A 15707-nucleotide genomic window follows, 5' to 3' on the forward strand; every position below is an offset into this window, starting at 1 on the left:
GAACACTATGAAAATCATAGCTGCTGGCGCTTTATCCCTGGGCGCTGACGACCTCAAAACCCTGCAGATCGCCAACGATGCCGACCTGGCCGCGCTGGCCGCCGAAGGCGCGCTGGAGGGCGTGCAGCGCATCGAGCTGCAGTTCCCCAAGTTCACCGACGGCCGCGCCTACAGCCAGGCGCTGCTGCTGCGCCGCCGCTACCGCTTTGCGGGCGATATCCGCGCCACGGGCGACGTGCTGATCGACCAACTCGTGCACATGCACCGCAGCGGCTTCAGCAGCGCGGTGCTGGCGCCCGGCGTGGACCCGGCCGCGGCCGAGCGCCAATTCGCGCGCTATGCCGCCTTCTACCAGGGCGACGTGCTGGAGCCGCGCCCGCTGTTCGCCCGGGAGGCCGCATGAGCACCGCCACGGCAGTCAGCGCCGCCGAACTCGCCCGCGTCAACGCCGAGCACGGCCACGATGCCGCCGCCCTGGTGGCCTGGGCGCTGGGCCTGGGCCAGACGCCCATCGTCACCACCAACTTCCGCCCGTTCGAGGCCGTGATCCTGCACCTGGTCACCCGCGTGCAGCCGGGCGTGCCTGTGGTCTGGATGGACAACGGCTACAACACCGAGGCCACCTACCGCTTTGCCGACGCGGTGACGAAGCAGCTGGGGCTCAACCTGAAGATCTACCTGCCGCGCCGCTCGCGCGCCCACCGCGAGGCCGTGGAAGGCCCGACGCCCGCCCTGGACGACCCGCGCCACGCCGCGTTCACCGAAGAGGTGAAGCTCGAACCCTTCGCCCGCGCCCTGCGCGAAACGGCACCCCGGGTGTGGTTCACCGCGCTGCGCGCCACCGACACCGCCGTGCGCGCGCAGATGGAGCCCGTGAGCATCAACCCCGACGGCCTGATCAAGGTCGCGCCGCTATTGCACTGGTCGTCCAAACAGCTGCACGAGTACTGCCAGCAGCACGGCCTGCCCAACAACTTTGACTACGTGGACCCCACCAAGGGCGAAGACAACCGCGAATGCGGCCTGCACCTGGCCCACTAAAAACGATAGCTGCCTGCGCTTGCCCCACAAGCGCTGGAGCCAGATTTGACTGGAACATCGAATGAACGCCCGTGTTGACTCCCAAGTGCTCAACCAGCTCAGCAACCGCCACCTGGACGCGCTAGAAGAAGAAACCATCTTCATCCTGCGCGAGGTGGCCGCGGCCTTCGAGCGCCCCGCCCTGCTCTTCTCGGGCGGCAAGGACTCGCTGGTCATGCTCAAGTGCGCCGAGAAGGCCTTCGGCGCGGGCCGCATTCCCTACCCGCTGCTGATGATCGACACGGGGCACAACTTCCCCGAGGTGACCGACTTCCGCGACTTCCGCGCCAAGGAACTGGGCGCCGAACTCATCGTGCGCAGCGTCGAGGATTCGATGGCACGCGGCACCGTGCGCCTGGCCCACCCCGGCGAATCGCGCAACGTGCACCAGTCCGTCACGCTGCTCGAAGCGATTGAGGAGTTCCGTTTCGACGCCTTGATCGGCGGTGCGCGCCGGGACGAGGAGAAGGCGCGCGCCAAGGAGCGCATCTTTTCCCACCGCGACAGCTTCGGCCAGTGGCAGCCCAAGGCGCAGCGCCCCGAACTGTGGACGCTGTTCAACACCCGCCTGGCCCCCGGCGAGCATTTCCGCGTGTTCCCCATCAGCAACTGGACCGAGCTGGACGTGTGGCAGTACATCGAGCGCGAGCAGGTCGCCCTGCCATCGCTGTACTACGCCCACCCGCGCGAAGTGGTGGAGCGCCGCGGCCTGCTGGTGCCCGTCACGCCGCTCACGCCCCCGAAGGACGGCGAAGCGGTGCAGACGCGCACCGTGCGCTTTCGCACCGTGGGCGACATCACCTGCACCTGCCCGGTGGAAAGCCCGGCCGCCACGGCAGGCGAAATCGTGATCGAGACCCTGGCCGCCGAGGTCAGCGAGCGCGGCGCCACGCGCATGGACGACAAGACCAGCGACGCCTCGATGGAAAAGCGCAAGAAAGACGGGTATTTCTGATGACCACCGCCACTATCAATTCAATAGCTTCCAGCGAACAACCAGAAAGCGCTGGCGGCACAAATGATCACATTTCCGCGCTGCGCTTCATCACCTGCGGCAGCGTGGACGATGGCAAAAGCACGCTGATCGGCCGCCTGCTGGTCGACAGCCGCGCCGTGCTGCAGGACCACCTGGCCGGCGTGCAGCGCGGCGGAGAGACCGACCTGGCGCTGCTGACCGACGGCCTCAGTGCCGAGCGCGAGCAGGGCATCACCATCGACGTGGCCTACCGCTACTTCGCCACCGAGGCGCGCAAGTTCATCATCGGCGACGCGCCCGGCCACGAGCAGTACACGCGCAACATGGTCACCGCCGCCTCCCAGGCCGACGCCGCCGTAGTGCTGGTGGACGCCACCAAGCTCGACTGGCAGAACCCGCAACTCACGCTGCTGCCGCAAACGCGCCGCCACAGCCTGCTGGTGCACCTGCTGCGCGTGCATTCGCTGGTGTTTGCCGTGAACAAGCTCGACGCCGTGGCCGACCCACAGCTCGCCTACCGTCACATCCGTGCCGCGCTGGAGCAGTTCGCCCGACACGCGGGCATCGCGGTGGCGGGCGTGGTGCCGGTGTCGGCGCTCAAGGGCTGGAACGTGGTAGAGGCCAAGCCCGGCTGGTGCGACTATGCGGGCCCGAGCCTGCTGCAGATCCTGGAGCGGCTGCCCAACACCCCGCCCGACGCCGGCCTGCCCCTGGCCTTCCCGGTGCAGTGGGTGGAGAAATTTTCTTCCTCATCCGACACCTCGCAGGGGCGCCGCGTGTTCTGGGGCCGGGTGGGCACGGGCCGCGTGCAGCCGGGTGCGCAGGTCGCCATCTTCCCCAGCGGCCAGCTGGCGCAGGTGGCGCAGGTGCTGGACCATGCGCGCCGCGCCACCGGCGTGGCCGCGGGCCAGAGCGCGGGCATCACCCTCGACCGCGAGGTGGACGTCTCGCGCGGCGACTGGATCGTCGCTGCGCCTGCACCCGCTGCCGCGGCCGAGGACGACTTCGACACCCCTGCCGCCGTGCCCGCATGGCCCGGCCAGCGCGAGATCACCGCCACCGTCGCGTGGATGGACGACGAGCCGCTGGTGGCGGGCCGCGTGTACTGGGCGCTGCACGGCCACCGCTGGGTCAAGGTCAAGGTGCGCCGCGTGGTCCACCGCCTGGACATCAACACCCTGGCCGAGGAAGACGCCACCCAGCTGGAGCCCAATGCCATCGGCCATGTGGAGCTGCTGCTGCAGGAACCCCTGCCCGCGGCGCCGTTCGCGCGCAGCCGCGTGCTCGGTTCGCTCATCCTGGTCGACACCGCCAGCCACAAGACGGCGGGCGCCGTGCTGGTGAACGCACCGGCCCCAAAAGCTTGATCAACGTTAAGGTTTCCGCGCCTCAGGCATGGTTGGCTGGCCTGCTGAGGCGGCGGTCGGCCTAAAATCGCGGGCTAACCCCATACCAGAACACAACTACTCATGACTCACGTCGTCACCGAAAACTGCATCAAGTGCAAATACACCGATTGCGTGGATGTGTGCCCCGTGGACTGCTTCCGTGAAGGTCCCAACTTCCTCGTGATCGACCCCGACGAGTGCATCGACTGCGCCGTGTGCATCCCCGAATGCCCGGCCAACGCCATCTTTGCCGAGGAAGACCTGCCCAGCGACCAGCTGGCCTTCATCAAGATCAACGCCGAGCTGACGCCCAAGTTCAAGAGCATCACCAAGCGCAAGGCACCGCTGCCCGACGCTGACGACTGGAACGGCAAGCCCGGCAAGCTGGACCTGCTGGAGCGCTGACTCCCGCGCTCCCGCCACGCCCACATGCACCCATCCCCCGGCAGCCCGACGCCCCAGGCTGCGGACGCCGTGGTGATCGGCGCCGGGCCGGTGGGGCTCTTCCAGGTCTTCCAGCTCGGGCTGCAGGGCATCGCGGCGCACCTGGTTGATGCGCTGCCCCATGTGGGCGGCCAGTGCGCCGAGCTGTATCCCGACAAACCCATCTACGACATTCCCGGCATCCCTGTATGCACGGGCCTGGGGCTCGTGGAACTGCTGCAGCGGCAGATCGCCCCTTTCGCCCCCACGCTGCACTTGGGCCAGCAGGTCCACGCGCTGGCCGCGCAGGCCGACGGACGTATTCTGCTCACCACCACCGCCGGCACCGCGCTGCTGGCGCGCAGCGTCTTCATCGCCGCGGGCGTGGGCGCCTTCGTGCCGCGCGCCATCAAGGCCGAGGGCGTAGAGGCGCTGGCACCCGGCCAGTTGCTCTACCACCCTGACGCCGCCACGGCCACCCGTGCCGCGAGCGGCAAGCGCGTGGTGGTACATGGCGGCGACGAGGCGGCCGTGCAGGCGGCGCTGGACTGCGTGGACGCTGCCGCGCAGGTGCTGCTGCTGCACCGGCGCGATGCCTTCCAGGCCGCGCCCGCGCCGCTGGCGCAACTGCAGGCACTGCGCGAGGCGGGCCGCATCCAGGTCGTGATCGGCCAGATCACGGGCGTGGAGACCATGCCCGGCGGCACCCTGCAGGCGCTGGCCCTGCTGGACCCACAAGGCCAGCCACAGCGCCAGCCGCTGGACCTGCTGCTGGCCTACCTGGGCATCTCCCCCCGCCTGGGGCCCATTGCCGACTGGGGCCTGGCGATGGACCGCAAGCAGCTGACCGTGGACACGGCCACTTTCGCCACCAGCGTCCCCGGCATCTACGCCGTCGGCGACATCACCACCTACCCCGGCAAGCGCAAGCTGATCCTGTGCGGCTTCCACGAAGCCACCCTCGCCGCCTTCGCCGAGGCCGAACGGCAGGCGGGCCACAAGCTGCCCCTGGAATACACCACCAGCAGCGAACGGCTGCAGGCCCGGCTGGGCGTCGCCCCGGCCCGCTGACCTGCGGCGACGGCGCGGCGCGCCCTGCGGCAATGCGCGGGGCGCTATTGAAGCAGGAGCTTGCAGCGCGCGTTCTGCCTTGTTTCCAAATAGAAATCTGTCTAATAATGGCTTGTAGAGTGCGCTGGCAGCTCTATTTTTCATAGCAATTGACGTTTCGGCCATCGGTTCGCGCCTGAAACGGCCGGAACTTCGCACGCGGGCGGCCCTCCACCTGGGGGTTGTCATCCCTCAGTTCCAACTCCAAGGAGATCACCCCGTGCCCTTCGCACTGGCCCTGCCGCATCGCATCCTGTCCAAAGCCCTGGCCGCCGCCGCGCTGGCCCTGCCCCTGCTCATGCCCGCCGGCGTGCAGGCGCGCGAGTTCGTCAGCATCAAGGGCAATGCGGTCAACGTGCGCGAGAAACCCAGCACCCGCTCGGCGACGCTGTGGGAGCTGGGCCGGGGCTATCCGCTGCAGGTGCAGCAGCGCAAGGGCCGTTGGCTCCAAGTGCGGGATTTCGAGGAGCCGCTCGGCTGGGTGTACGCGCCGCTGACCAGCAAGACGCCGCACCGCGTGGTGACGGCACGCGTCGCCAACCTGCGCGCCGGCCCCGGCCAGCAGCACAAGACCGTGGGCAAGCTGCAGCAGCATGAGGTGGTGCGCAGCCTGGGCCAGTCGGGTAGCTGGGCCCGGGTGCAGCGCGAAGACGGGCAAAAGGGCTGGGTGGCCCGGCGCCTGACCTGGGGCTGGTGATATTTCGGGTGCCGCGGCGGTGTGGGCCTGTGGCGCGCGCGGTGCCCGGCGCTCCCTCAGCCGCCCGTTACTCGATCACACGCTGCGCCACCGGCGCATAGCCATGGTTGAGCGGCCCGTGGCCGTGACCGGTGCGCACATCGGCCCCGGCAGCGATCGCGCCCAGAATGTACTGGCGCGCCAACCGCACCGCCTGCGCCAGCGGCTGGCCCAATGCGAGGTGCGCAGCGATCGCCGACGACAAGGTGCAGCCCGTGCCGTGGCCGTTGTGCGTGACGATGCGCGCAGCTTCCAGGCGGTGGCGCTCGTCGCCAGGCAGGGCCAGCACATCCACCACCCGGTCGCCCGGCAGATGCCCGCCCTTGAGCAGCACCGCGCGCGCGCCCAGCGCCAGCAAGTCGGTGGCGGCCGCGTCCAGCGCGCTTTCGTCGGCAATGGCGCGGCCCAGCAGCCAGCCGGCCTCGTCCAGGTTGGGGGTGACCACGGCGGCCAGCGGGAACAGCGCGCGCACCAGCGTGCCCACGGTCTCCTCGGCAATCAGCCGGTCGCCGCTGGTGGCGACCATCACCGGGTCCAGCACCACGTTGGGCAAGCCATGGCGAAGAATCGCGTCGGCCACCACCTGCACCACCTCGGGCGAATGCAGCATGCCGATCTTCACCGCATCCACGCCGATGTCCTCGACCACGGCGTCGATCTGTGCGCGCAGCATCTCGGGCGGAATGCCGTGGATGCCCGTCACGCCGCGCGTGTTCTGCGCGGTGATGGCGGTGATCGCGGTCATGCCGTAGCAGCCCAGGGCGCTGAAGGTCTTCAAGTCGGCCTGAATGCCCGCGCCGCCGCCGCTGTCCGAGCCCGCGATGGTCAACACGCGCGCATAGCGCCGGCCACCGCCGGGCGTCTGTGTCTCTTGGTTCATGGCAAAAATTATCGGCCAAGCCGCAGCGCATTCAACGCAGCCGCGGCAACGCCAGAGCCTGCGCCACGTCAACAACAGGGGCACCACCCCTGTGCTGTAATGCCGGCCACGGACGAAACAGGGGTGTCCCCGCCGCACTAGGGCCTGTTCACACTATTTTTGCCAGTGCGAATGGCGTGAAAACCGCGCCAATCTAGGCGCGTGACGACGCCAAGGCCGGGGCCTTGGCTAGGAGGGCAACGACGAATGGCGCGGTTCTCACTCCGTTCCCTCCGGGTTGCGATCAAAAAGGGCCATTCGCGGCGTTGCCAAGCCTCGCTGGGGTAGCACCCCAGCTTCGTTTGGCGCCTTGCGCCTGGCCCTTTTTGATCGCAACGCATCTGGCAAAAATAGTGTGAACAGGCCCTAAGAACGTGTTGACGAAAGCGGCAAGCGACTGAGAAATACCCTAAGCACCCGATCCAGGTCATGCTGGCGTGGGGAGTTTCAACAGCATCGGCGCGCCGCGCGCTCCCGTTTTGTCCTTTGGTTGTTTGGCCAGGCCTTTCATCACGGACACGATGCACACTTTCCCCACCCTTCGCTCCTCCTCCCGCGTCACCATCCTGGGCGCGGGCCTCATGGGCCGCCTGCTGGCCGTCGAACTCGCCCGCCAGGGCCACGCCGTTGAGGTGCACGAGGCCGGCACCCGTGCCGCCGAAGGCGCCGCAGCCTACGTGGCCGCCGCCATGGTGGCCCCCCTGGCCGAATCCATCGTGGCCGAGCCCGGCGTGGTGCGCATGGGCGTGCACTCGCTGGCGCGCTGGCCCGAGCTGCTGGCACCGCTGGCCGCACCGGTGTACTTCCAACATGACGGCACGTTGATCCTGTGGCACCGCCAGGACGCACCCGAAGCCGCGCGCATGCGCCTGAAGTTCGAGCAGACCCAAGGCCTGGTGCCCGGGCTGCCGCGCATGCAGGCGCTGGACAGTGCTGGCGTGGCTGCACTGGAGCCCACGGCCGCACAGCGCTTCCACCAGGGCCTGTACCTGCCCGGCGAGGGCCAATTGGACAACCGCCAGGCCCTGGCCGCGCTGGCCGCCACCATGGACCAGTTGGGCGTGGTCACCCATTGGGGCAGCGCGCGCCAGCCGGCCGACTTCACTCCCGGCCAGGCCGGCCAGCCCGACTGGGTGCTGGACTGCCGGGGCCTGGGCGCGCGTGCGCAATGGCCGCAACTGCGCGGGCTGCGCGGCGAGGTGGTACGCCTGCACGCGCCCGACGTGACGCTGCAGCGCCCAACGCGCATCGTGCATCCCCGCTACCCGATCTACATCGCACCGAAGGAGAACCACCTGTTCGTCATCGGCGCCACCGAGATCGAATCCGACGACATGTCGCCCGCCAGCGTGCGCTCCACGCTGGAGCTGCTGAGCGCCGCCTACGCCGTGCACCCGGGCTTTGCCGAGGCGCGTATCCTGGAGATCTCCACCCACTGCCGACCCACCCTGCCCGACAACCTGCCCGCCGTGCGCGTAGTGCAGGATCGCGTGCTGGAGGTCAACGGTCTGTACCGCCACGGCTTCATGATTGCGCCGGCCATGCTCGATGTGGTCATGCAGGTGCTGAACACGGGACAATCCGAGCTCGCCCCTGGATTCGACCTCTCGCTGCAGCTCGACCGCGAAGCTGCGCTGCACACATGAACGTATTCATCAACCAAAACGCCGTGCAACTGCCCGATGGCGCCACCGTCGCCGACGCCGTGGCCCACCTGGCCCCCCAGCCCCCGTTTGCCGTGGCCGTGAACCTGCAGTTCGTGCCCAGTGCCCGCTATGCCGCGCACGCCCTGCAGTCCGGCGACCGGATCGAAATCATTGCGCCGGTCACCGGCGGTTGAAACCATTGCTCATGAACAGTCCTACATCCTCCCCCGACACGCTGGTGCTCTACGGCCAGGCGTTCCAGAGCCGCCTGCTTTTGGGCACCGCGCGCTATCCGTCCCCTGCCGTGCTGGAGGCCGCCGTGCAGCGCGCGCGGCCCGCGATGCTCACCGCATCGCTGCGCCGCCAGGGCAGCAACCCGGCCGAATCCGGCAGCAGCTTCTGGGAACTGCTCAAGCGCCTGCAGGTGCCGGTGCTGCCCAACACCGCCGGCTGCCATAGCCTGCAGGAAGCCATCACCACCGCCCATATGGCGCGTGAAGTCTTCGACACCCCCTGGATCAAGCTGGAGCTGATCGGCGACGACTACACGCTGCAGCCCGATACGCTGAACCTGGTGCAGGCAGCCGAGCAACTGGTCCGCGAAGGCTTCTACGTGCTGCCCTACTGCACTGAAGACCTGGTGCTGTGCCAGCGCCTGGTGGACGTGGGCTGCCAGGCCGTCATGCCGTGGGCGGCGCCCATCGGCACGGGCCGCGGCCCGGTGAACCCCTATGGCCTGCAGCTGCTGCGCGAGCGCCTGGACGTGCCGCTGCTCGTGGACGCCGGCCTCGGCCTGCCGTCCCACGCCTGCCAGGTGATGGAATGGGGTTACGACGGCGTACTGCTCAACACGGCCGTGGCCCTGGCGACCGACCCCGTGCAAATGGCCGGTGCCTTTGCCGATGCCGTGGCCGCAGGCCGCGCCGCCCGCATGGCCGGCGCGATGACGCCGCAGGAGGCGGCGCAACCCAGCACGCCCGTGCTGGGCACGCCGTTCTGGCACCACACGCAGGGCTGAGCATGCCGCAAGCCGCCGCGCCATTGCCTTCTGCAGCCGCCATGGAGCAAGCCATCCGCCAGCACCATGCGTCGGCGTTTACGGACTTCCCGCCCCAGCCGATGCCGGCGACAACCCTGGAAGACCCCGTGTACCGCGCAGCCCTTGCGGCCTGCAGCGCCCTGGGTTTCATCGCCCATGACGCAGACTGCCTGGCCCGCGCCTGGGCTGCGCAGACGCGGCGTACAGGCTGCTTCGAACCGGCGCAGTGGCCCGACGAGCCGGCAGACTTCGGACTGCAGCCGCGCCCCCATGCGCACCCCTTTGCAGCCTGCCCGCAGAACCTGGGTCTCTACGCCGTATTGCCCGATGCCCAATGGGTGGGCCGCATGGCGCAGGCCGGCGTGCCGACGGTGCAGCTGCGCTTCAAAAGTGACGACCCTGCGGCCATCACACGCGAGGTACGCGCCGCAGTGCAGGCCGTGCAAGGTACCGCTTCGCTGCTGTTCATCAACGACCATTGGCGCCAGGCCATCGCGGCCGGGGCCTATGGCGTGCACCTGGGCCAGGAGGATCTGGATGCGCTGAGCCCCGAAGAGCTGCGCACGCTGCGCGAGTCCGGGGTGCGCCTGGGCGTAAGCACGCATGGCTACGCCGAGATGGTGCGCGCCGACGCGGCCAGCCCCAGCTACATCGCCATGGGCGCGGTGTTCCCCACCACGCTCAAAAAAATGGCCACAGTGCCCCAGGGCGTGGCGCGGCTGGCGGGCTATGCCCGGCTGATGCGCGGCTATCCGCTGGTTGCCATCGGCGGCATTGGCCTGGCCCAGTTCCCGCAAGTGCTGGCCACCGGAGTGGGGTCGATCGCCGTGGTGCGCGCCGTGGTGGCGGCCGATCAGCCGGAAGCCGCTGCGGCGCAGCTCATGCGGGCCATGGACGCCGGCAGGCGATAGCCCTGTCCGCGCACGGCGGGCGTTCGCGCTTCAGAAGCGGTTCTTTTGCGACTGCTCGAGTTCGAAGCGCAACTCCAGCTTGTCGTTTTCCATGCCAAAACCCACGGCCTGCCCTTGCGCGGGCGCCGGGGTGACGGGTACGGGCGGCAGATCGCTGAGGGTGATGTGAGGCGGCCCGGACACGTCCACGTCCACCGCGGCGGCGCAAGTGGATGCTGGCGAGCCGTCATCCACCGGCAGCAGCGCCAGGCCGGCCGCCATCGAGTCCAACGACCGGCCCGTTCCATCCTGCGCGCCCATCGGGTGGAGCGCTGGCGTGGCACGCGGGGTGGTGCGCGCGCGGGGCGGCGGCGCACCGCGCAAATGTGCGGGCGTGGTCTGGGCGATGGACAGCAGCAGCAGCAGCAGATCGTCCAGCGCCGCCAGGTCGAAGGGCCCCTCGCCCTGCGTCTGTCCCCGGTGAAATAAGAGGCCCTCCAGCACGGCCAGCACCTCGGGCGAGGACCATGCCGCCTCGACCCGTGCCAGCGCCTCGGGGTGGTCTTCCAGGCTCCGGCCCAGTTGCTGGAACTGCGCAAATGGAGGCACGCGTACGTTGAACCGCTCCTCGACCTGCGCGCGCAGGCCGTCGAAGCTGTCGGTTCGCCCCAGTTGGTGGTACAGCCGCAGCAGTTCAATATGCGCCAGCGGCGAGTCTTCGCCGTGCTGCGCGATGTATTGGCGCAGCACATGGATCGCCTGCTCGTGCTCGCCCACCGAGGTGAAAAATTCAGCCTGCTGTTGCAGATCGAACAGCGACTCGGGCTGCACACCAGACTGGGCCCTTGCCTGCAAGGGCTCCACAGCCGGCGCCGCCACCGCGGGGCCTGGAGCCGCCGCGGGTGCACTCACTGGCGCGGTAGTAGGCGTGAGCGGAAGCGGCCCACTGTCCGGCCCTTGCGGCGGCGGCGCCGTCGGCTGCCAGACATCGCGCGCATCCGGCTCCACCTGCAGCCGGAGCTTGCCGTCAGGGCCTTCCGCGGCCACGGCCCCGTCCCGCAGGCCACCGCTGAGTGCCACCGAGTCACGCCATGCCTGCAGCGCCTCGCGCCGCGTGCGGCGCAGCAGCCAGGCAATGCAGGCCAGCGCCAGCACCAGCAGCCCCGCGAGCATGTACACCACGGTCGCGGGGAACCCCTGCGACTCCACCTGCGCCAGGCGCTCGCGCAGCTCAGCCGCCGTTGCGCGCTCGCGCTCCACCAGCTGGCCCTGCGCGGCCGCATCGGCCTCGAGCCTCTTGAGCCGCTCTTCAAACCGCTGTGTTTGGGCCGTCGAAGTGTCCAGCGCCTGCCACCACGCGGCCGACTCCGCACGCAAGGCCTCGCTGGGGCGCGGCGACATCTGGGGCGGCTCGCGCGTGAGCTGCAGCGCGGACGCATTGTCAGGACCCAAATCCAGGGGTTCCATTACCAGGCGGGAGGGAGCCGCCGCAGCCGCGGGCGGCGAAGCTTTGGCGCTGGTGCGCAGCGTCGTGGCGGTCTTAGCTGCCCGCGATGGGCGTGCCGCCCGCTCGGCCGGGGCATGCGTGGACGCCGCGGGAACACGCGGCTGCGCACGAGGCCGCCGGACCGTGCGTGCGTCCTCCCCCTCGCCGCCCAATGCATTCCGCACTTGCGGCGTAGCGCGTGGTGCGGGCACCGCCAGGCGCGACAGATCGATGGGCTGCCGTGCCGCTGGGGGTGCAGTGCCGGGCGGGTCTGCCAGGAACGTGTAGGTGCGGCGACACACGCCCTTCGCAGCCGGCGGTGAGCGTGGCAGTCAGCACCGGCTCATCCACGGGAATGAGCGCCTGCACGCGCACCATCGGAATGGCGCCTCCTTCCAGGGGAGTGACATGCACACGCGTTTCGGGGACAGTGGTTGCGCCTAAGACCAGCCGCGCCCCGAGGCAGGAAGACGCGACGGTCTTGCCGGGATCGGGCCGTACCTCGAAGGTGAGATCGATCGTGGACCCCAGAACCACTGTGCCGTGGCTGCCGCCAAGCGAAAGCGCGCTGGCCCCAAACGCTGCGGCATAGATCCAGGCGCCGACAAGTAGGTTACGCATAAACACAATGGTTTCAATTTGTTTATAAATTTTGCCATAACCCTGCCGCATCCGATAGCGCTAGATAATTGCCGCCATGCAAACGGTCTTCACTTCAATCGGCATCGTGGGCACTGGCGCCATGGGCCGCGGCATCGCGCAGATCGCCGCCCAGGCAGGCAGCACGGTCTACCTCTATGACACCCATGGCGGCGCCGCCGACGCCGCCCGCACCCACATCCAACAGCAGTGGCAGCGTCTGGTGGACAAGGGTCGGCTGGACGAGAGCCTGTTGCCGGCTCTGGTGCAGCGGCTGGTTCCCGTCACGTCGCTGCACGACTTCGCGGCTTGCGAATTGGTGGTGGAAGCCATCGTCGAGCGACTGGATGCCAAGCAGGAACTGCTCAAACAGCTCGAAGCCATCGTCTCGCCCGAAGCCGTGCTGGCCAGCAACACGTCATCGCTGTCCATCACCGCCGTGGCCGCACCGCTGCAGCGGCCGCAGCGCATGGCAGGCTTTCACTTCTTCAACCCGGTGCCGCTGATGAAGGTGGTGGAGGTCGTGGCCGGCCTGCGCACGGACCCCCATGTCTGCACCCGCTTGGCCGGCTATGCGCGCGCCATGGGCCACACCCCGGTGATGGCGCAGGACACGCCGGGCTTCATCGTCAACCACGCAGGGCGGGGCTACGGCACCGAGGCGCTGCGCATCGTGAGCGAGGGCGTGGCCGATTTCGCCACCGTGGACCGCATCCTGCGCGACCAGGTGGGCTTCAAGCTCGGCCCCTTCGAGTTGCTGGACCTCACCGCGCTCGATGTGTCGCACCCGGTCATGGAGTCGATCTACCGCCAGTACTACGACGAGCCGCGCTTTCGCCCCAGCGTGATCACGGCGCAGCGCTTGAGCGGCGGCCTGCTGGGCCGCAAGTCCGGCGAGGGCTTTTACCGCTACGTGGACGGTGCGCCCGAGCTGCCGGCCGAGCCGCCGGTGCCCGAGGTATCGGGCCTCCCGCCGGTCTGGGTCTCCACGCGCGCAGCCCGCCGCGCCGAGCTTTACCAGTTGCTCAAGGACCTGGGGGCAACGATCGAGACGGGCACCTCGCCCTCGGCCCAGGCGCTCACACTGGTCGCGCCACTCGGCTTTGACGTGACCACCGTGGCCGTGGTGGAGCGCCTGGACCCCGCACGCACCATCGGCATCGACATGCTGATCGACGACGCGGCCACCCGCCGGCGCGTGCTGGCGACCAACCCCGCCACACGCGAAGACATGCGCGACGCCGCGCACGCGCTGTTCGCGCGCGACGGCAAGCCAGTGAGCGTGATCCGCGACAGCGGCGGCTTCGTCACACAGCGCGTCGTGGCCAGCATCGTCAACATCGCCGCGGACATCTGCCAGCAGCGCATCTGCAGCCCCAAGGACCTGGAGACCGCCGTGACCCTGGGCCTGGGCTACCCGCTGGGCCCGCTGGCCATGGGCGACCGCTGGGGCCCCACCAACATCCTGGAAGTGCTCTTCAACATGCAGACCGTGTACGGCGACCCGCGCTACCGCCCCAGCCCCTGGCTGCGCCGGCGCGGCGCCATCGGCCTGAGCCTGACGCACGAAGAACCCTGACCCTGCAACCACCCGCGCCGCCATGCCCGCCGAACTGCAAAGCACCAGCCAGGGCCAGACCCTGGTCCTGACCCTTCGCCACCCCGAGCTGCGCAATGCCCTGGAGCCGGCCATCTGCGCGGCGGGCATCGAGGCCCTGAACGTGGCGGAGCGCAATCCCGACGTGCGCTGCGTGGTCATCACGGGCGCGGACGGTCTGTTCAGCGCCGGCAGCAGCCCCCAGCGGCTGCAGGCGTTGCGGCATCAGAGCGCGCCAGCGCAAGTGCATGGCCTGGATCTGCTGCACCACTGGATCGAGGCGATACGCACCCATCCCAAGCCCGTGATCGCCGCCGTGGAGGGCGAAGCCAAGGGCGCGGGGTTTTCGCTCGCGCTGGCATGCGACCTGATGGTGGCCGCGCGCAACGCGGTGTTTGCCATGAACCATGTCCACGCGGGCCTGTCGCCCGATGGCGGCGCCAGCTGGAGCCTGGCGCAAATGCTGCCCCGCGCGCTGGCGCATGAGATCCTGATGTGCGGAGACCGCATCGACGCCGCACGACTGCAGTCCCTGGGCATGGTCAACCGGCTGGCCGATCCCGGCCGCGCCCTGCATGAGGCGCTGGCGCTGGCCCAGCGCCTGAACGATGGCCCGCCCCATGCGCTGGCGAGCATCAAGGAACTGGTGAGCGAGGCGCGGCACCACAGCTTCACCGAACAGCTCGCGCTGGAGCGCAGCCACTTCGTGCGCAACCTCCAGCATGCACCGGCGGGCGAAACCCGGGCGGCTTCTGCCGACCCACGCGCTTAAAGCTACTATTTTTATAGCTGCTAGCGCTTGACGGTCAAGCGCCGGCGGCTTGCCTCATTCAAACCCATCCATGGCATTGCTGGCTCCGCGGCAGCGGCGCCAGCACGCGCGCGCGCGNGTCCCTCACGCGACAATGGACTGCAACCCAGTCACGCAAACGACAGACCATGGACGATCCGATTCTTACCATCGATGAACGCGAGGCGATCAACTCAGGTCGCTGGTTTTCTTCCCTCTCCCCTTCTTTGCGCCACGACATACTGCGATGTTCCTACGTCAAACGCTTCAAGGATGGCGCACTCATCGCAGCACGCGGCGACCCGCCCGAGGAATGGATTGCCTGCGCGCGCGGCGCCGTGCGCGTGAGCTCCACCTCGATCTCCGGCAAGCAGATCACGCTGACCTATGTGGAGCCGGGCATCTGGTTCGGCGACGTGGCGATCTTCGACGGGGACCGGCGTACGCACGATGCCTACGCCCATGGCGACACCACCATCCTGTGCGTGGCGCGGGCCGACTTCAAGAAGATCCTTGCACAGCACTCGGAACTGTACGAGGCCATGCTGCGGCTGCACGCGCGGCGCATCCGGCAGCTGTTCGGGCTGGTGGAAGACCTCAACACCCTGCCCCTGCGCTCGCGGCTGGCCAAGCAGTTGCTGCACCTGGTGCGCAGCTATGGCGTGCCCAGCCTGTCCGACGGCAACGAAGTGCGCATCAGCCTGCAACTGGCCCAGGAAGAACTGGCGCAGTTGCTGGGCGCGTCACGCCAGCGCGTGAACCAGGAGCTAAAGGCCATGGAGCGCGAGGACGCCATCCGCATCGAGCCCGGCGGCCTCGTGATACGCGACCGGGATGCGCTGATGCGCATCTCCGAAGCCAACCAATGAGCCAGGTTTACAAAAACCATAGCTTCCAGCGCTTGTCCCGCAATGGTTTCCATGTGAAAAGCCTTTGAATTCCATAGCTGACAGGCGCAAGCAGCTCACTTTTTTGAAAGAACCTTCCA

General features: G+C 68.7%; 16 protein-coding genes. 14 read left to right on the top strand and 2 right to left on the bottom strand.

Going from position 1 to position 15707, the window contains the following annotated elements:
- Positions 1-7: 7 nt before the first annotated feature.
- The 7 genes from OX89_RS15730 to OX89_RS15760 all read left to right on the top strand — a co-directional run bounded on the left by OX89_RS15730 (position 8) and on the right by OX89_RS15760 (position 5674).
- Positions 8-403, top strand: coding sequence for a DUF934 domain-containing protein (locus tag OX89_RS15730; protein WP_011805058.1), 396 nt, complete (start codon positions 8-10; stop codon positions 401-403).
- Positions 400-1041 carry a phosphoadenosine phosphosulfate reductase family protein gene (locus OX89_RS15735; protein ID WP_015913441.1) on the top strand — a complete coding sequence of 214 codons (642 nt, stop codon included), beginning with the start codon at positions 400-402 and terminating at the stop codon, positions 1039-1041. The genes OX89_RS15730 and OX89_RS15735 overlap by 4 nt, the downstream gene beginning before the upstream one ends.
- Positions 1042-1102: 61 nt before the next feature.
- Complete coding sequence (gene cysD / locus OX89_RS15740; RefSeq protein ID WP_011805056.1) at positions 1103-2035, top strand: sulfate adenylyltransferase subunit CysD; 933 nt, start codon at positions 1103-1105, stop codon at positions 2033-2035.
- Entirely contained in the window at positions 2035-3423 is a 1389-nt protein-coding gene (locus tag OX89_RS15745) for a sulfate adenylyltransferase subunit 1 (RefSeq protein WP_047351320.1), read from the top strand. The genes cysD and OX89_RS15745 overlap by 1 nt, the downstream gene beginning before the upstream one ends.
- A gap of 102 nt (positions 3424-3525) precedes the next feature.
- Positions 3526-3849 carry a ferredoxin FdxA gene (gene fdxA, locus OX89_RS15750; protein WP_047351321.1) on the top strand — a complete coding sequence of 108 codons (324 nt, stop codon included), beginning with the start codon at positions 3526-3528 and terminating at the stop codon, positions 3847-3849.
- Between the two features lie 24 nt (positions 3850-3873).
- Complete coding sequence (locus OX89_RS15755; RefSeq protein WP_047351322.1) at positions 3874-4938, top strand: NAD(P)/FAD-dependent oxidoreductase; 1065 nt, start codon at positions 3874-3876, stop codon at positions 4936-4938.
- A gap of 337 nt (positions 4939-5275) precedes the next feature.
- A complete protein-coding gene (locus OX89_RS15760) occupies positions 5276-5674 on the top strand; it encodes an SH3 domain-containing protein (protein ID WP_250645006.1) in 399 nt (132 codons plus the stop codon).
- Positions 5675-5741: 67 nt separating this feature from the next.
- Here OX89_RS15760 and thiD read toward each other — a convergent pair whose 3' ends face one another.
- Positions 5742-6593 carry a bifunctional hydroxymethylpyrimidine kinase/phosphomethylpyrimidine kinase gene (gene thiD / locus OX89_RS15765; RefSeq protein ID WP_047351324.1) on the bottom strand — a complete coding sequence of 284 codons (852 nt, stop codon included), beginning with the start codon at positions 6591-6593 and terminating at the stop codon, positions 5742-5744.
- Positions 6594-7153: 560 nt separating this feature from the next.
- Between thiD and OX89_RS15770 the strand changes: the two genes are divergently transcribed.
- Genes OX89_RS15770 through OX89_RS15785 form a run of 4 tightly spaced genes read left to right on the top strand, consistent with a single transcriptional unit; the run spans position 7154 to position 10228 of the window.
- Entirely contained in the window at positions 7154-8278 is a 1125-nt protein-coding gene (locus OX89_RS15770) for an FAD-dependent oxidoreductase (protein ID WP_047351325.1), read from the top strand.
- Complete coding sequence (gene thiS, locus OX89_RS15775; protein WP_047351326.1) at positions 8275-8472, top strand: sulfur carrier protein ThiS; 198 nt, start codon at positions 8275-8277, stop codon at positions 8470-8472. The genes OX89_RS15770 and thiS overlap by 4 nt, the downstream gene beginning before the upstream one ends.
- A gap of 11 nt (positions 8473-8483) precedes the next feature.
- Positions 8484-9296 (top strand): thiazole synthase, encoded by an 813-nt coding sequence (locus tag OX89_RS15780; protein WP_047351327.1) that lies wholly within the window; start codon positions 8484-8486, stop codon positions 9294-9296.
- A gap of 2 nt (positions 9297-9298) precedes the next feature.
- Complete coding sequence (locus OX89_RS15785; RefSeq protein WP_047351328.1) at positions 9299-10228, top strand: thiamine phosphate synthase; 930 nt, start codon at positions 9299-9301, stop codon at positions 10226-10228.
- 30 nt (positions 10229-10258) lie between these two features.
- Here the strand turns inward: OX89_RS15785 and OX89_RS15790 are convergent, their stop codons facing one another.
- Entirely contained in the window at positions 10259-11674 is a 1416-nt protein-coding gene (locus tag OX89_RS15790) for a hypothetical protein (RefSeq protein WP_234305588.1), read from the bottom strand.
- A gap of 716 nt (positions 11675-12390) precedes the next feature.
- Here OX89_RS15790 and OX89_RS15795 point away from each other — a divergent pair.
- The 3 genes from OX89_RS15795 to OX89_RS15805 all read left to right on the top strand — a co-directional run bounded on the left by OX89_RS15795 (position 12391) and on the right by OX89_RS15805 (position 15588).
- Positions 12391-13911: a 3-hydroxyacyl-CoA dehydrogenase gene (locus OX89_RS15795; protein WP_047351329.1), complete on the top strand. Its 1521-nt coding sequence runs from the start codon at positions 12391-12393 to the stop codon at positions 13909-13911.
- 22 nt (positions 13912-13933) lie between these two features.
- Entirely contained in the window at positions 13934-14701 is a 768-nt protein-coding gene (locus OX89_RS15800) for an oxepin-CoA hydrolase, alternative type (protein WP_011805044.1), read from the top strand.
- A 167-nt stretch (positions 14702-14868) separates the two neighbouring features.
- Positions 14869-15588, top strand: a complete 720-nt coding sequence (locus tag OX89_RS15805) for a Crp/Fnr family transcriptional regulator (RefSeq protein WP_047351330.1) — start codon at positions 14869-14871, stop codon at positions 15586-15588.
- The last annotated feature ends 119 nt before the right edge of the window (positions 15589-15707 follow it).

The sequence above is a fragment of the Diaphorobacter sp. J5-51 genome, from assembly GCF_001023515.1.
Lineage (GTDB): Bacteria > Pseudomonadota > Gammaproteobacteria > Burkholderiales > Burkholderiaceae_C > Diaphorobacter > Diaphorobacter nitroreducens.

Coding starts and splice junctions, on each gene's coding strand:
- OX89_RS15800 (WP_011805044.1), top strand. CDS start 13,934: ATGCCCGCCGAACTGCAAAGCACCAGCCAGGGCCAGACCCTGGTCCTG.
- OX89_RS15785 (WP_047351328.1), top strand. CDS start 9,299: ATGCCGCAAGCCGCCGCGCCATTGCCTTCTGCAGCCGCCATGGAGCAA.
- cysD (WP_011805056.1), top strand. CDS start 1,103: ATGAACGCCCGTGTTGACTCCCAAGTGCTCAACCAGCTCAGCAACCGC.
- OX89_RS15790 (WP_234305588.1), bottom strand. CDS start 11,674: ATGGAACCCCTGGATTTGGGTCCTGACAATGCGTCCGCGCTGCAGCTC.
- OX89_RS15755 (WP_047351322.1), top strand. CDS start 3,874: ATGCACCCATCCCCCGGCAGCCCGACGCCCCAGGCTGCGGACGCCGTG.
- OX89_RS15795 (WP_047351329.1), top strand. CDS start 12,391: ATGCAAACGGTCTTCACTTCAATCGGCATCGTGGGCACTGGCGCCATG.
- OX89_RS15805 (WP_047351330.1), top strand. CDS start 14,869: ATGGACGATCCGATTCTTACCATCGATGAACGCGAGGCGATCAACTCA.
- thiD (WP_047351324.1), bottom strand. CDS start 6,593: ATGAACCAAGAGACACAGACGCCCGGCGGTGGCCGGCGCTATGCGCGC.
- OX89_RS15745 (WP_047351320.1), top strand. CDS start 2,035: ATGACCACCGCCACTATCAATTCAATAGCTTCCAGCGAACAACCAGAA.
- thiS (WP_047351326.1), top strand. CDS start 8,275: ATGAACGTATTCATCAACCAAAACGCCGTGCAACTGCCCGATGGCGCC.
- OX89_RS15735 (WP_015913441.1), top strand. CDS start 400: ATGAGCACCGCCACGGCAGTCAGCGCCGCCGAACTCGCCCGCGTCAAC.
- OX89_RS15730 (WP_011805058.1), top strand. CDS start 8: ATGAAAATCATAGCTGCTGGCGCTTTATCCCTGGGCGCTGACGACCTC.
- fdxA (WP_047351321.1), top strand. CDS start 3,526: ATGACTCACGTCGTCACCGAAAACTGCATCAAGTGCAAATACACCGAT.
- OX89_RS15770 (WP_047351325.1), top strand. CDS start 7,154: ATGCACACTTTCCCCACCCTTCGCTCCTCCTCCCGCGTCACCATCCTG.
- OX89_RS15760 (WP_250645006.1), top strand. CDS start 5,276: ATGCCCGCCGGCGTGCAGGCGCGCGAGTTCGTCAGCATCAAGGGCAAT.
- OX89_RS15780 (WP_047351327.1), top strand. CDS start 8,484: ATGAACAGTCCTACATCCTCCCCCGACACGCTGGTGCTCTACGGCCAG.